At 65.7% G+C, this 14,086-nt stretch carries 15 protein-coding genes; 2 read left to right on the top strand and 13 right to left on the bottom strand.

Annotated elements, in window-relative coordinates; all coding sequences use genetic code 11:
• Positions 1 to 146: 146 nt before the first annotated feature.
• Positions 147 to 584, bottom strand: coding sequence for an acetyltransferase (locus LCI23_RS08025; protein WP_224945931.1), 438 nt, complete (start codon positions 582 to 584; stop codon positions 147 to 149).
• A 113-nt stretch (positions 585 to 697) separates the two neighbouring features.
• Between LCI23_RS08025 and LCI23_RS08020 the strand changes: the two genes are divergently transcribed.
• Entirely contained in the window at positions 698 to 1,450 is a 753-nt protein-coding gene (locus LCI23_RS08020; protein ID WP_224945930.1) for a ZIP family metal transporter, read from the top strand.
• Here LCI23_RS08020 and LCI23_RS08015 read toward each other — a convergent pair.
• From LCI23_RS08015 to cyoA, 9 genes are read right to left on the bottom strand one after another with little or no spacing between them, the layout of a single operon-like run.
• Entirely contained in the window at positions 1,431 to 2,195 is a 765-nt protein-coding gene (locus LCI23_RS08015) for an MOSC domain-containing protein (RefSeq protein WP_224945929.1), read from the bottom strand. The two genes, LCI23_RS08020 and LCI23_RS08015, sit on opposite strands and share 20 nt — an antisense overlap.
• Positions 2,182 to 2,586, bottom strand: coding sequence for a cytochrome c family protein (locus LCI23_RS08010; protein WP_224945928.1), 405 nt, complete (start codon positions 2,584 to 2,586; stop codon positions 2,182 to 2,184). The genes LCI23_RS08015 and LCI23_RS08010 overlap by 14 nt, the downstream gene beginning before the upstream one ends.
• Positions 2,587 to 2,594: 8 nt before the next feature.
• Positions 2,595 to 3,137: a response regulator transcription factor gene (locus LCI23_RS08005; RefSeq protein ID WP_224945927.1), complete on the bottom strand. Its 543-nt coding sequence runs from the start codon at positions 3,135 to 3,137 to the stop codon at positions 2,595 to 2,597.
• Positions 3,134 to 4,474, bottom strand: a complete 1,341-nt coding sequence (locus tag LCI23_RS08000; protein WP_224945926.1) for an ATP-binding protein — start codon at positions 4,472 to 4,474, stop codon at positions 3,134 to 3,136. Before LCI23_RS08000 ends, LCI23_RS08005 begins: the two co-directional genes overlap by 4 nt.
• 29 nt (positions 4,475 to 4,503) lie before the next feature.
• The gene (locus LCI23_RS07995; protein WP_224945925.1) at positions 4,504 to 5,328 is read right to left on the bottom strand and encodes an SURF1 family protein; all 825 of its coding nucleotides are present in this window, start codon (positions 5,326 to 5,328) and stop codon (positions 4,504 to 4,506) included.
• A 21-nt stretch (positions 5,329 to 5,349) separates the two neighbouring features.
• Complete coding sequence (cyoD, locus tag LCI23_RS07990) at positions 5,350 to 5,751, bottom strand: cytochrome o ubiquinol oxidase subunit IV (RefSeq protein WP_224945924.1); 402 nt, start codon at positions 5,749 to 5,751, stop codon at positions 5,350 to 5,352.
• On the bottom strand, positions 5,748 to 6,383 hold the full coding sequence (gene cyoC / locus LCI23_RS07985; protein WP_224945923.1) for a cytochrome o ubiquinol oxidase subunit III: 636 nt from the start codon (positions 6,381 to 6,383) through the stop codon (positions 5,748 to 5,750). The genes cyoD and cyoC overlap by 4 nt, the downstream gene beginning before the upstream one ends.
• A gap of 7 nt (positions 6,384 to 6,390) precedes the next feature.
• Positions 6,391 to 8,394, bottom strand: a complete 2,004-nt coding sequence (gene cyoB / locus LCI23_RS07980; RefSeq protein WP_224945922.1) for a cytochrome o ubiquinol oxidase subunit I — start codon at positions 8,392 to 8,394, stop codon at positions 6,391 to 6,393.
• A 2-nt stretch (positions 8,395 to 8,396) separates the two neighbouring features.
• Complete coding sequence (gene cyoA / locus LCI23_RS07975) at positions 8,397 to 9,434, bottom strand: ubiquinol oxidase subunit II (RefSeq protein ID WP_224945921.1); 1,038 nt, start codon at positions 9,432 to 9,434, stop codon at positions 8,397 to 8,399.
• A 194-nt stretch (positions 9,435 to 9,628) separates the two neighbouring features.
• On the opposite strand from cyoA, the gene LCI23_RS07970 reads away from it, so the two are divergent.
• The gene (locus LCI23_RS07970) at positions 9,629 to 10,972 is read left to right on the top strand and encodes an MFS transporter (protein ID WP_224945920.1); all 1,344 of its coding nucleotides are present in this window, start codon (positions 9,629 to 9,631) and stop codon (positions 10,970 to 10,972) included.
• Between the two features lie 192 nt (positions 10,973 to 11,164).
• On the opposite strand, the gene LCI23_RS07965 is transcribed toward LCI23_RS07970, so the two are convergent.
• The 3 genes from LCI23_RS07965 to LCI23_RS07955 all read right to left on the bottom strand — a co-directional run bounded on the left by LCI23_RS07965 (position 11,165) and on the right by LCI23_RS07955 (position 13,839).
• Positions 11,165 to 11,761: a TetR/AcrR family transcriptional regulator gene (locus tag LCI23_RS07965; protein WP_224945919.1), complete on the bottom strand. Its 597-nt coding sequence runs from the start codon at positions 11,759 to 11,761 to the stop codon at positions 11,165 to 11,167.
• Between the two features lie 65 nt (positions 11,762 to 11,826).
• Entirely contained in the window at positions 11,827 to 12,750 is a 924-nt protein-coding gene (locus LCI23_RS07960; RefSeq protein WP_224945918.1) for a ZIP family metal transporter, read from the bottom strand.
• A gap of 57 nt (positions 12,751 to 12,807) precedes the next feature.
• Positions 12,808 to 13,839 (bottom strand): manganese catalase family protein, encoded by a 1,032-nt coding sequence (locus LCI23_RS07955; RefSeq protein WP_224945917.1) that lies wholly within the window; start codon positions 13,837 to 13,839, stop codon positions 12,808 to 12,810.
• Positions 13,840 to 14,086: the final 247 nt, after the last annotated feature.

Raw genomic sequence — 14,086 nt, 5'->3', positions numbered from 1 at the left:
ACGGACTCAACCGCCTCATCGCTGATCGGGCGCCGGGCTGTCGCAGACTGGCGCCACCCGGCTATGATGGACTAAAAATATTCTGAAGGCAACCCAATTTGTTCGAATGTACTTGTTGACACATCCACGCAAGGGTCTTGCTGCGCTCAGGCCTGGCGCAGGTGCAGCAAGGGATAGGGGCGGCCCGCATCGTCGCGTGGCGAGCGGCCGGTGGCATGAAAGCCCAGGTGCCGGTAGAAGCCGAGCGCCGCCGCGTTCTGTTCGTTGACGTCGACGCTGAGCCGACCTGCCAGCGCCTCCGCGTGCGCCAGGAGGCGGCGCCCGATCCCCTGGCCACGGCAGGCAGGGTCGATGAACAGGGCATCCACATGCGCGCCGCTCAGCCCCAGGAAGCCCTGCGGCCTGCCGGCGGCGTCGAGGGCGACCCAGACCGCCGTCGCCGGCAGGTAGTCGCGGCTCACCAGGCGGTCGAGGTCCTGGAAATCCTGTTCGGACAGAAAATCGTGGGTCGCGCGCACGCTGGCGCGCCAGATCGCCGCCAGCGCGGCGCTGTCGTCGGGGGTGGAGAGGCGGATACTGTCCATCGGCAGTCGAAGTTGTACAAAATGTCAATTGTGCCTCATCCACGGCAGCTTGCGGACGTATCATTGCAAACACGGCTGGAGGCCAGGCTGGACCGATACGAGGGAGAACGTGGATGCCACACTGGCTGCAAGCGGGGGGCTGGGGCCTGCTGGCGGGCGGCGCGCTGCTGCTTGGGGCGCTGGCCGGCTACCGGCTGCCGCTGCCGCAGCGGCTGATCGCCGCCATCATGGCCTTCGGCAGCGGCGTACTGATCGCGGCGCTCTCGTTCGAACTGATGGAACACGCCTTCCAGACCGGCGGCTTTGTCTCGACCGCCGCCGGCTTCCTGGGCGGCGCCACCGTCTACACGCTGGTCAACCGCCTGCTGTCCCGGCACGGCGCGCGCCACCGCAAGCGCTCCGGCCGCCAGCCACCGGCCGGGGGCGGCGACGGCAGCGGGCGTGCGATCGCGGTCGGCGCCCTGCTCGACGGGATCCCGGAATCGATCGTGATCGGCCTGTCGATGCTCGATGGCGGCAAGGTCAGCATGGCGACGTTAGCGGCGATCTTCGTTTCCAACATCCCGGAAGGCATTTCAAGCGCGGCCGGCATGAAGCGCGCGGGCCGCAAGGCAGGCTACATCTTCGGCATCTGGGGTGGTATCGCCCTCGCCTCCGGCGTGGCGGCCCTGGTCGGCTATGCGGTGTTCCGCCACTTCTCGCCCCAGGTCGTGGCCGCGACCACGGCGGTGGCGGCGGGCGCCATCCTGGCGATGCTGGTCGATACCATGATCCCCGAGGCCTTCGAGGAGACCCACGACTTCGCCGGGCTGATCACCGTGGCCGGTTTCCTCGCGGCGTTCGCGCTCAGCAAGCTCGGCGGATGAGCGAACTGCCCGGGTTCAATCGCCCGGCGCCCAGCCGGCGGGCGGCACACCGTGCCAGCCGGCGCCATCCCAGCGCGGCGGCACTGTCCCGGCCTTCGCTGCATGGCGCAGCGTTTGCGCCGGCAGCGCCCTGGCGGCGAGGCCATGGACGGCCCAGCAGCCGCGGAAACGCGCGGCAATAACTGGACTGGATGCCGGCCAGGCGGGCCAGCAGCGCATAGTCGACCACCATTCCCTCCGGGACGGCGGCCAGCACCTGCAACACCCGGGTGCGCCAGTCTTCGGCCAGGGCCGGCAGGCGCTGCGCCAGAATCCGCACCGGGTCGCCCAGCCGGATCTCGCCGCCCGTGGCGACACTGGCCAGCATGCCGCGCCGCGTCCCGAGCGCGCGCGCCAGCCCCAGGCGCTGCCGCTCGAGCGCGCCGCAGGCCTCGCACTGGAAGCTCAGTCGCAGGATGGCATGCGCACCGATGCGCAGCAAGCTGCCCGAGGGCAAGCGCGCGACATCGACGTCCACCAGGATGTTTTCGCGCAGGGCCAGCGGGGCCAGTCCGAGTTCGCCATAGGCGGCGCTGGCGGCCAGCAATACCTGGCGCGGGGAGCGGGCGTCGGCGTGCCGGTCGCCTACCAGGCCAGTCCCGGCGCAGGCAAGCACGTGGGTGGACGCTACCGGTGCCGCCGAACCGGGCGGGCGCAGCGCCAGCCCCACGACCCGGCCGGCCAGCCGGTCTTCAGCGCCGGGCATCGCCGGCCGGCGGCAGCGTCGCCAGGTAGGCGGCCAGATCGCCGACCTGGCGCTCGCCCATGATGTTCCAGAAACGCATCTTATTGCCCGGCACTATCTTGTCCGGGTCGGCCAGGAAGGCGCGCAGGCGCGCTTCGGTCCAGACGAAACCGGCCCGCTTCATGGCGGGGGAATAGGCGAAGTCCGGCAGGGCGCCGGCGCGGCGCCCGACGATGCCGTTCAGGTGGGGCGCGAACTGGCTGCGCGCGCCGGGCCCGACCTGGTGGCAGGAAGCGCAGCGCTTGAAGGCCTTGCGGCCCGCTTCCAGGGCATCGGACTGGGGCGCGGCGGCCGCCCGCGGCGGCGCGGCAACGAACAGCAATGCCAGCGGGAGAAGCAGCCAGGCGCGCATGCCGCTCCCTATTTCACCCGTTGCTTCTCGAGCTTGCGCGCCAGCGTGCGCCGGTGCAGCCCGAGGCGGCGCGCCGCTTCCGAGATGTTGAAGTCGGTCTCGGCCAGTACCGCATGGATGCGTTCCCACTCCAGGGTCTTGATCGAGGTCGAGCGCTTGGTGACCTCGACCTCGGTATTGCCGGCCACGTGGCCGAAGGCGGCCTCGATGTCGTCCGTATTGGACGGCTTGGCCAGGTACTGGACCGCGCCCAGCTTGATCGCCTCGACCGCGGTGGCGATGCTGGCGAAGCCGGTCAGCACCACGATCAGCATGTCGGGGTCGTGCTCGTGCAGCAGCTGGACGCAGGCCAGGCCGGAGGACTGTCCCTTCAGCTTGAGGTCGACCACGGCGTAGCCGGGCGTATGCGCTTCCAGCAGTGCCGCCGCTTCGTCCTGTCCGGGCGCCACCAGCACCCGGTAGCCGCGCCGCTCGAAAGAGCGGCTCAGGGTACGCGCGAACGCCTCGTCGTCCTCGATGATGAGCAGCAGGCGCTCGAAATTATCCGTCAAATGTCTTCCTCTTCCAGTTCGATGCCCGACAGCGGCAGGCTCAGCGTTACCTGGGCCCCGCCCTGCTCCCGGTTCACGGCCGTCACCGAGCCGCCCAGCTTGCGCACCACGTTCACGGCCAGGAACAGCCCCAGGCCGTGACCGGGCTTGGTCTTGGTGGACTGGTAGGGCTTGCCGATCTGGCCGAGCATCTCGGGTGCGAAACCGGGACCGCGGTCGGTCACGGCGACGAACAGGCTGCCGTCCGCGATCCAGGCATCCAGCCCGACCCAGCCGGGCGAGGCCTCCAGCGCATTGTCGAGCAGGTTGTCGATGGTCTGCTTGAGCGCCGAGTCGGACGCGACCGGACGGTCTTCCAGGATACGGTTATTGTACTGGAAGGCGGCGACCGGACGGCTCGCGCGCCAGGCCTCGACCAGTCCGTCGAGGAAGTTGCGCACCGTGGTGCGCACCGCCGATTCGCCGCGCGCCTCGCCGGCCGAGAGCAGGATGCCGCTGACGATGGTCTTGCAGCGCTGGATCTGGGTCTGCATTTCGGCGATCTCTTCCAGCAGGCCCGGGTCCTGGCGGAACTGCGGCATGCGCTTCCAGTCGCCCAGGATCACCGAGACGGTCGCCAGCGGGGTGCCCAGTTCGTGGGCCGCGCCCGAGGCCAGCAGGCCCATGCGTACGATGTGTTCTTCCTCCACCGCGTGCTGGCGCAGCGAGGCCAGCTGGGCGGCCTTCTGGCGCAGGGTGTCGGAGATGCGCGAGATGAACATCACCAGCAGCGCCGCGTTCAAGCCGAAGCACACCAGCAGGCCCTGGATGTAGAGGCTGGCGATACCGCGCGCGTGGTCGAACGGCAGGGCCAGCGGCTGGGCGAACATGGCCAGGCCGGCCATGCAGGCGATGGTGACCAGCACGATGGTCCAGGTCCAGAGCGCTTCCAGCAGCACGGCCGACAGGATCACCTGCAGCAGGTAAAGGAAGGCGAAGGGGTTGGTGGTACCGCCCGACAGGTAGAGCAGCACCGTCAGGCTGGCGACATCGACCAGCAGGGCCATGAATACCTCGCCGTTCGAGACCGGACGCCGCTCGTGCCAGCGCAGGTGGCTGGCGACGTTGAACGCGATCAGGCAGGCCAGCACCTGCAGCATGGGCAGCAGCGGCAGCGCGATGCCGAAGATCAGGATCGCCGCGGCGATCGTGGTGATCTGGCCGATCACGGCGATCCAGCGCAGCTCGATCAGCTGCAGCATGTTCTTGTGCCCGGCGGCGAACTCGACGCTGGCGGCGGCGGCCTGCGGCGAGCTGCGCCCTGCCTTGGCGAAGAAATCGAGGGGGTTCTGGATCATGTCTTGCCCCGTTGGTCAGTCGTCGCGCACTAGTCGTCGCCGACTGCGGCGCCGTGACGGCGGACCCACAACCACGCGCCCAGCACCATCAGGGCCAGCGCATACCAGGTCAGGGCATAGACCAGGTGATTGTTGGTGAACGCAATGACGGTCAGGCCGCCGACGGCGCGCTCGGGCGCACCGGCCGGATCCTGGCCCTTGCCGGCATCGACGAAGAACGGGGCGACCACAGGAGCGCCGTTCGGCGCCACCTGTGGCAGCCCGCGCGCGGCCGCCAGGGCCCGCACGTCGCGCGAGTACCAGCGGTTGTTGACCGGATCGTTCTCGCGCAGGAAGCCGCCGCCAGGCTCGCTGATGCGCAGCAGGCCGCTGATCTCGACGCGCGCTCCGCCGTTCGCGCAGGGATCGGCAGCGGCGCGGCGGGCCGGATAGGTGCCCGGTTTGTTGCTGGCCGCGGGAATGAAGCCGCGGTTGATGAAGACGATATGGCCCTCGTCCGTGCAGAACGGCGTGAGCAGCCAGAAGCCCGCGCCCAGTTCGGACAGCGCCTGGACGGGAGCGGTGAATTCGTAGAGGTAGTGCCCGGCCAGGCGTACGCGCCGGTATTCGTGGGACTCCTTGGCAACCTGCGCCCACTGCGCAGGAGCGGGTGCGGCGACGGGCGCCGCATGCACGCGCGATTCGACGCGCTCGATCAGCGCCAGCTTCCACTGGAGACGGACGACCTGCCAGGTGCCGAGCGCAAGAAAAAGCGCGGCCAGCAGCAGGCTTGCTACCGCCACCGCGCGCCGCGCGAATGCGCTGCGGGGTGGGTGGGCGGCAGGGCCTGCCTGCTGGGCGCGCGGGTGCTGCATTGACTACCGTGCCTGCTGCACTTACTGCATATCGTGCATGCCGTGGGTGGTATCGCTTGCGCCACCCATGGAAGGCATCATGTTGGCGTTCATGTGGGTCATGACCCAGATCGAACCGGCCAGCACGATCACCAGCAGCACGACGGTCAGGATCAGCGCCATCATGTTCCAGCCGCCTTCCGACTTCGAGTTCATGTGCAGGAAGTAGATCATCTGCACGACGAACTGCACGGCGGCGAAGCCCATGATCACGTACTTCGTCGTTTCAGGCGGCAGCACGTGGCCCATCACGAGCCAGAACGGGATCGCGGTCAGGATCAGCGACAGCACGAAGCCGATCGCGTAGTCCTTCATCGCGTAGTGCGTGACGAAGCTGGTGTGACCATCGTGGTCGTGCTCGTGGTGGTGGATGTGGTCGCTCATGGCAGCACTCCCATCAGGTAGACAAAGGTAAACACGCCGATCCAGACGACGTCCAGGAAGTGCCAGAACAGCGACAGGCACTGCAGGCGACGGAAGTTTTCCATGGTCAGGCCGTGCTTCTTCAGCTGCACCATCAGGGTCACCAGCCAGATCGCGCCGAAGAACACGTGCAGGCCGTGGGTACCGACTAGCGCGAAGAACGCGGTCAGGAAGCCGCTGCGCTGCGGGCCCGCACCCTGGTGGATCAGGTGGTAGAACTCGTACAGTTCCAGCGACAGGAAGGCTGCGCCCAGCAGGCCGGTCACGCCCATCCAGAGCAGGGTCGCTTTCAGTTTCTTGGCCTGGGCCGCGATCATCGCGAAGCCGAAGGTGATCGACGACAGCAGCAGGAAGCCGGTGTTAATGGCGATCAGCGTCAGGTCGAACAGCTCGGCGCCGGTCGGACCGCCGGCGTAGTTACGGCCCAGCACCGCATAGGTGGCGAACAGGGACGCGAAGATGAGGCAGTCGCTCATCAGGTAGATCCAGAAGCCCAGCAGGGTGCCGTGCTCCGGATGGTGCTCGCGCACCAGGTAGCGCGCGGTCACCTCGTCGGCGGTCAGACCGCCGGGAATGGTTGCATTATTTGCCATGGTTGTTTCAGACGTAGCTCTTCAGCAGACGGGTATGCGCTTCTTCGGTGCGGGCCACTTCTTCCGCAGGAATGTAGAAATCGCGCTTGTAGTTGAACGTGTGGACGATGATCGCGGCCATCATGGCGACGAAGGACAGGCCGACCAGCAGCCACATGTGCCAGATGATGCCGAAACCAACCACCATCGACAGTGCCGAGATGCCAAAGCCGGCCCAGGTGTTCTTGGGCATGTGGATCGGCACGAAGTCCTTCAGCGGACGCTGGTAGCCGTTCTTCTTCATGTCGGCGAAGGTGTCGTTGTCGTGCACCACCGGGGTAAAGGCGAAGTTGTAGTCCGGCGGCGGCGACGAAGTCGCCCACTCCAGCGTACGGCCATCCCACGGGTCACCGGTGACGTCGCGCAGCTTGGCGCGGTCTTTCCAGGTGAAGAAGCATTGCAGCAGCAGCGCACCGATACCGCCGGCGATCATCAGGGTACCGACCAGCGAGATCTGGAACAGCCATTGCACCGACTGGTCCTCGAAATGGCTCATGCGGCGGGTATAGCCCATGAAGCCCAGGATGTACGGCGGGGTGAAGGCGACCCAGAAGCCGATCGACCACAGCCAGAACGAGACCTTGCCCCAGAACTGGTTCAGCTTGACGCCGAACATCTTCGGTGCCCAGTAGTTGAAGCCGGCGAACAGGCCGAACACGACGCCGCCGATGATCACGTTGTGGAAGTGGGCGATCAGGAACAGCGAGTTGTGCAGCACGAAGTCGGCCGCGGGAATCGCCAGCATCACGCCGGTCATGCCGCCGATAACAAAAGTAAGCATGAAGGACACGGTCCACATCATCGGCAGTTCGAAGCGGATACGGCCGCGGTACATGGTGAACAGCCAGTTGAAGATCTTCGCGCCGGTCGGGATCGAGATGATCATCGTGGTGATGCCGAAGAACGAGTTCACGCTCGCGCCGCTGCCCATGGTGAAGAAGTGGTGCAGCCACACCAGGTAGGACAGGACCATGATGACGCAGGTCGCGTACACCATCGAGGTGTAGCCGAACAGGCGCTTGCCGCAGAAGGTCGAGACGACTTCCGAGAAGATGCCGAAGGCCGGCAGGATCAGGATGTAGACTTCCGGGTGGCCCCAGATCCAGATCAGGTTCACGTACATCATCGCGTTGCCGCCACGGTCGTTCGTGAAGAACGCGGTGTCGAACAGGCGGTCCATGCCCAGCATGGCCAGCACGGCGGTCAGGATCGGGAAGGTGATCACGATCAGGATGTTGGTGCACAGCGAAGTCCAGACGAAGACAGGCATCTTCATCAGGCCCATGCCCGGCGCGCGCATCTTGACGATGGTGACGATCAGGTTGACGCCGGACAGCAAGGTACCGACGCCCGCGATCTGGAGCGACCAGATGTAGTAGTCGACGCCGACACCCGGACTTGCCAGGATGCCCGACAGCGGCGGATAGGCCAGCCAGCCGGTACGTGCGAATTCACCCACGAACAGCGAGGCCATGACCAGCACGGCGCCCATCGTGGTCATCCAGAACGAGAAATTGTTCAGGAACGGGAAGGCCACGTCGCGCGCGCCGATCTGCAGCGGCACGACATAGTTCATCAGGCCCGTCACGAACGGCATCGCCACGAAGAAGATCATGATCACGCCGTGGGCGGTGAAGATCTGGTCGTAGTGGTCCGGCGGCAGGAAGCCATGGTTGGAGCCGAAGGCGAACGCCTGCTGGGCGCGCATCATGAGTGCGTCGGCGAAACCGCGCAGGAACATGATGATGCCCAGGATCATGTACATGATACCGATTTTCTTGTGGTCGATACTGGTAAACCAGTTGTTCCACAAGTTGCCCCACTGGCGGAAGTAGGTGATCAGGGCCGCCAGGGCCACGCCGCCCACGATCACGCCGGCGAAGGTCGCGAGCAGAATCGGCTCGTGGAACGGAATCGCGTCCCAGCTGAGCCGACCGAAGATAAGCTTCGTCAAGTCGAATGAGTCTTGCATGGTTACTTCTTCACAGAAATGTTATTGGTTGCACCGGCCACTGCCGCCGCTTCCGGGATTTCGCACACTTCCAGACCGGCGATCTGTGCGCCCGCGCCGTCCTTCGGCAGCTTGCGCACGGCGGCGGCGACCTCGTTGCGCTTGTGGTCCCTGGCCATCTGCTCGTTCATGCAGACGCTGCCTTCGGCCACGCAACGGTTCAGCACGCGGTTGAACAGCGCGGTCTCCACCTGGCCGTAGTAGCGCACCGGCTCGCGCACGGAGGGCTTTTCCAGGTTCAGGTAGTCGGCACGGTCGAGCACGCCCGGATTGGTCTTCATCTTCGCGACCCAGGCGTCGAACTCGCCCGCGCTCACACCCTTGTAGCCGAAGTGCATGTGCGAGAAGCCTTCGCCGCTGAAGTTGGCCGACAGGCCCTTGTAGTCGCCCGGCTTGTTCAGCACGGCGTTCAGGGTTGTTTCCATGCCCGGCATCGCATAGATCATGCCGGCCAGCGTCGGGATGTAGAAGGTGTTCATCACGGTCGACGAGGTGATCTTGAAGCGGATCGGCACGTCCACCGGGGTGACCAGTTCGTTCACCGATGCGATGCCCTGCTCCGGATAGATGAACAGCCACTTCCAGTCGAGCGCCACGACCTGCACTTCGAGCGGCTTGGTCGATGCCGGGATCGGGCGGTGCTCGTCGATGCGGTCGAGCGGACGGTACGGGTCCAGCTTGTGGGTCGAGACCCAGGTGATCAGGCCGAGCACGATGATGATCAGGAGCGGCGCGCCCCAGATCACGAGCTCGAGCTTGGTCGAGTGGTCCCAGTCCGGCTCGTATTTCGCGTTGGCGCCCTTGCGGTAGCGCCAGGCGAACAGGACCGTCAGGATCATCACCGGCACGATGATGATCAACATGAGCAGCACCGAGATCGTGATCAGGTCTGCCTGCTGTTTTGCAATATCGCCGGTGGGATTCATGACGACCGTATTGCAGCCGGATAGCAGCGCAAGCGGGAGTAATGGTAGTCCGCGGCGGACAATTTTAGGAATCATGCTAGGTATCTAACGTTACATGGGAATAAGAACATGCTACTGTAACGCCAACGGCCTACGGCAGCCATTGGACACTTTGTCCCACCCTTGCTATATTGCAATTACGGCATTGCCGTATTTAACAAGCGCATGGCAAATAAAAACAGGGTGCGCACAGGCTACTGCAGGCCGGGCAGACCCAAGGAGACGAAGATATGCAAAGCACGACGACGTACGGCGGCGCAGGTGCCGCTCCCATTACCCACCCTGCCAGCGGGGCCCGCAACATCAATGCCCGGGACGGCGAAATCCATCCGGGAGAAATCGCCGTTGGCGTGGTCATTGGCCGCGCCTCGGAATATTTCGAATTCTTCGTCTACGCCATCGCTTCCGTCCTGGTTTTTCCCGCGGTATTTTTCCCGTGGGCTGACCGGCTGGAAGCGACACTATACTCATTTACGATTTTTTCGTTCGCATTCATCGCGCGCCCCTTCGGTACCGTGATGTTCATGTGGCTGCAGACGCGTTTCAGCCGAGAAATCAAACTCACCATCGCGCTGTTCCTGATGGGCACCTGCACCTGCGTGATCGCTTTCCTGCCAACCTATAGCCGCATCGGCGTGGCCTCGATCGTCATCCTGTCCCTGATGCGCATCGGCCAGGGCATCGCCCAGGGCGGTTCCTGGGACGGCCTGCCGTCGCTGCTGGCCCTGTCGGCGCCGGAAAACAAGCGCGGCTGGTATGCAATGCTGGGCCAGCTGGCGGCGCCAGTCGGCTTCCTGATCGCGGCCGGCCTGTTCGCCTACCTGGTGGCCAACCTGTCGCAGGACGACTTCCTGGTCTGGGGCTGGCGCTTCCCCTTCTTCTGCGCCTTCGCGATCAACGTGGTGGCCCTGTTTGCCAGGTTGCGCCTGGTCTCGACCAGCGAATACTCGCGCCTGCTGGATGCGCATGAACTGGATCCGGCCCCGGTCGGCGAACTGGTGAAATCGCAGGGCAGCAACATCGCCATCGGCGCCCTGGCCGCGCTCGCCAGCTATGCACTGTTCCACCTGGTGACGGTGTTCCCGCTGTCCTGGATCCAGCTCTACGACACCCGTCCGATGGGCGAATTCCTGCAGATCCAGATGTGGGGCGCGGTGCTGGCGGCGATCGCGATCGCCGTCTCGGGCCTGATCGCCGACAAGGTCGGCCGCCGTACCACGCTGGGCACCCTGGCGGCGCTGATCGCGATCTTCTCCGGCTTCGTGCCATCGCTGATGGATGGCGGCGAAACCGGCCAGAACATCTTCATCCTGGTGGGCTTCACCCTGCTTGGCCTGTCCTATGGACAGGCGGCCGGCGCCGTGACCGCCAACTTCAAGCAGCGATACCGCTATACCGGGGCCGCCCTGACCTCGGACCTGGCCTGGCTGGTGGGCGCCGCCTTCGCGCCGCTGGTTGCGCTGGGACTGTCGGCCAACTTCGGCCTCGGCTATGTGTCGCTCTACCTGCTGTCGGGCGCGGTCGGTTCGCTGGCGGCGCTGAGCCTGAACCGGGCGCTGGAGATCCGGGACTAAGGCGGCGGCGCGGCAAGGCCGCGCCCGTTTCAGTTCACCACGCCCCGCAGCGCCTGTCGCTGCGGGGCGTTTTTGCGCCTGGTTCGATACGACAAGCTACACCAGACTGCCATTCGATAAATATGAAACCCGTCATATGATCACCATCATATTCCAATCCCCGAAGCAAAGTGATACGACCAGCGCTGCGGGTCAGGTTTCGCCAGCGGGAATGAACAGCGAGACAAGAAGCTCCCTTGCCGCCGCCAGCGCCGCCCGACCCTCCTGGGTATCGCCATGCACCCGCGCCAGCTGAAGATTCCCGAGCAATGCGCCGGCGATCACGCCAGCGAGCGCCGGCTGCGCGCCCTCGGGCAAGGCGGCGGCGACGCGCCGCACCAGCCGGTCCAGGCGCTGGCCGGCCGCGGCGCGCACTACTTCGTCCAGGCGCGGCATCTCTCCTACCAGCGCGGCCACCACGCAGCCCTCCTCAGGCCGAGTCAATTGTTCGTCCGACAAATAAAGCGCGATCAGGGCCCGCAGCGGCGCCTCCCCCTCTTGCACGCGGGTGGCGATGCGCTCGTCCAGCATCGCACTGCTGACGCCGCCCGCATGCTCGATCGCCTCGACCAGCAGCGCGTCGCGCGAGCCGAAATGGGCATAGAAACCGCCGTGGGTCAGGCCGGCCTCCTTCATGACCTCGGCCACGCCAACGCCGGCGCAGCCATGGCGGCGCACCGCCCGGCTGGCAACTTCGACGATGCGGTGATGGGATTGCTCGCGCTTGCTGGATTTGGACGAGAGGCTCATGGACGGGCAAGAGTAAATATGACGATCATCATATTACGCTCATCATATTCTGCACGTCAATGTTTTCAGGAGAGAGCAGTATCGAGCACGGTCATCAGGACGAAACCGAACACCAGCGCGATACTGGCCACGGTCCCGTTGCCGTTCTGGCGCATCTCCGGAATCACGTCGTTGGCGATCACCAGCAGCATGGCGCCGCCCGCGGCCGCCAGCGCGAAGGGCAGCATGCCGGACGCGATGCCGATCAGGGCCACGCCGACGACGGCCGCGACCGGCTCGATCAGGCCCGAGGCCGCGCCCATCGCGACCGCGCTCAAGCGGCTGTAGCCCACCGTGCGCAGGGCCAGCGCAACCACCAGGCCTTCCGGCACGTCCTGGATCGAGATCCCGGTGGCCAGGGCATTCGCCTTTTCCAGGTCGATGCCGGCGTAGCCGACGCCGATCGCCAGGCCTTCCGGCAGGTTGTGCAGGGCCACCGCCCACACGAACAGCCAGGCGCGCCGCAGTGAGACGCCTGCCTCGCCTTCGGCCAGGAGTCCCTCGGCGTGTACGGCGCGCCCGAGCAGCAGAATGGCGCCGGCCCCGGCCATGATGCCGGCGCCCGCCATCAGGCTCGCTTCCCAGCTGCCCGCGCCGGCCGAACGGGCCGCGGCGATCGCGGGAATGACGAGCGAGAACGCGGTGGCGCCCAGCATCACGCCGGCGCCGAAGCCGAGGAAGGAATCGTAGGCGCGTTTTGAAAAATTCTGCGCCAGCAGGACGGGCAAGGTCCCGAGCGCCGTCGCCGCCGCCGCCGTGGCGCCACCCAGCAGGGCGCGGTGCATGCGCGGATCGGCGTTCATGACCTGTTCGGCCAGGCTGCCAAGAAGGAGGACGCCGCCGACGCCGCACACCAGGAAGCCGAGCACGCGCCGGAGGCTGAGCACGCGCAGCAGGCCGCGCAAGGACATCAGGCGCCTGTCATGGTACTTGTCCGTATGAGAATCCATGCACTATCCAGTTTCGGCCGCGCGCGACAGGCTGGGCCCGGCGCGCGCGGCGCTTTCCTATTTCTTGCCTGACTTCATCGCCTTCATCGACTTGGACACGCCCTTGTCGACCGGATGGCTCATGCCGGTGTCATCCAGCTCGCCGCCCTTGCTGGTGGTGGTCGCCCGGCCCATCGCATTGCCCGACGTCCCGCCCATCGTAGCACTGCTGTCCGATTGCATGCTCATGCCCAGTTCCGCACCGGTGCGCGGGGTCGACATCGGGTCGGACATGGTGCGCATCGCCATCTGCTTGAGGATGTCGATGTCGCCGCTCGGCAGCGCCACCTCGGCTTCGCCGGAGCCGCCGTCCACCGCCTGCTGCTTCTCGCGGTCGGTGACGAAGTCCCAGTCGGCGCCCTGGTTCCAGGGACCGCGCATCTCGCCCGGACCCTGCGACATGTTGTAGTACACGCTGGCGAAGCGCGGATCGGCCGGCATTTTTCCCGGCGGGAAATTCGGCTCGATGGCGTACAGCGCCTTTTCAAAGGATTTCTGGTGCGCCACTTCGCGCGTCATCAGGAAGCCCAGCGCTTCCTTCACGCCCGGGTCGTCGGTTAGCGCGATCAGGCGCTCGTAGACGATCTTCGCGCGCGCCTCGGCGGCAATGTTCGAGCGCAGGTCGGCGGTCGGCTCGGTGATCGAATCGATGTAGGCGGCGGTCCAGGGGACCCCGGCCGAGTTGACCAGTGGCGTGCCGGCCCCGTACAGTACCTGGGTGATGTGGCTGTCGTTGCCGGGGCCGGTGATCGCCTTGTACATGTCGGCCTCGCTGTCGACAGCCTCGGCCAGGCGGCCCTTGGCCCCCTTGTTCAACATCGCGACGATGTGGCCGATGATTTCCAGGTGGCTCAGCTCTTCGGTGGCGATGTCGTACAGCATGTCCTTGCGGCCTGGATCGTCCTCGGATACGGCCTGGGTGAAGTAGCGCATGGCCGCGGCTAGTTCGCCCTGCGGTCCGCCAAACTGCTCCAGCATCAGGTTGGCCAGGGCCGGATTCGGCTCGCTGACGCGGACCGTATATTGCAGGCGTTTGTTATGTGCAAACATGAACAATTCCTCCGTTGATGAGTGAAACGGCGCGCCGGAGCGTCGCCCGTCGGGTGTCGCCGTGTCCGGCAACCCATGGATTCATCTTCGCAGCGTGGCCCGGCAGTGGGGATCAGGTGTTCGCGCGTGCCGGTGTAGGACTAGGGCGACAATTAACGATGTCGCTGAAATTGTTGAATCTGATCAAGGAGAGGGAAGATTTTTATAACGAGGGCGCGAGCCTGCACCCGCAGCGCCCTTCGCTCCA

It is taken from the genome of Massilia sp. MS-15 (assembly GCF_020176695.1).
Lineage (GTDB): Bacteria > Pseudomonadota > Gammaproteobacteria > Burkholderiales > Burkholderiaceae_D > Telluria > Telluria hydrophila.
The sequence above is the reverse complement of the archived record's forward strand: the minus strand, read 5'-3'. Positions and strand labels throughout refer to the sequence as shown.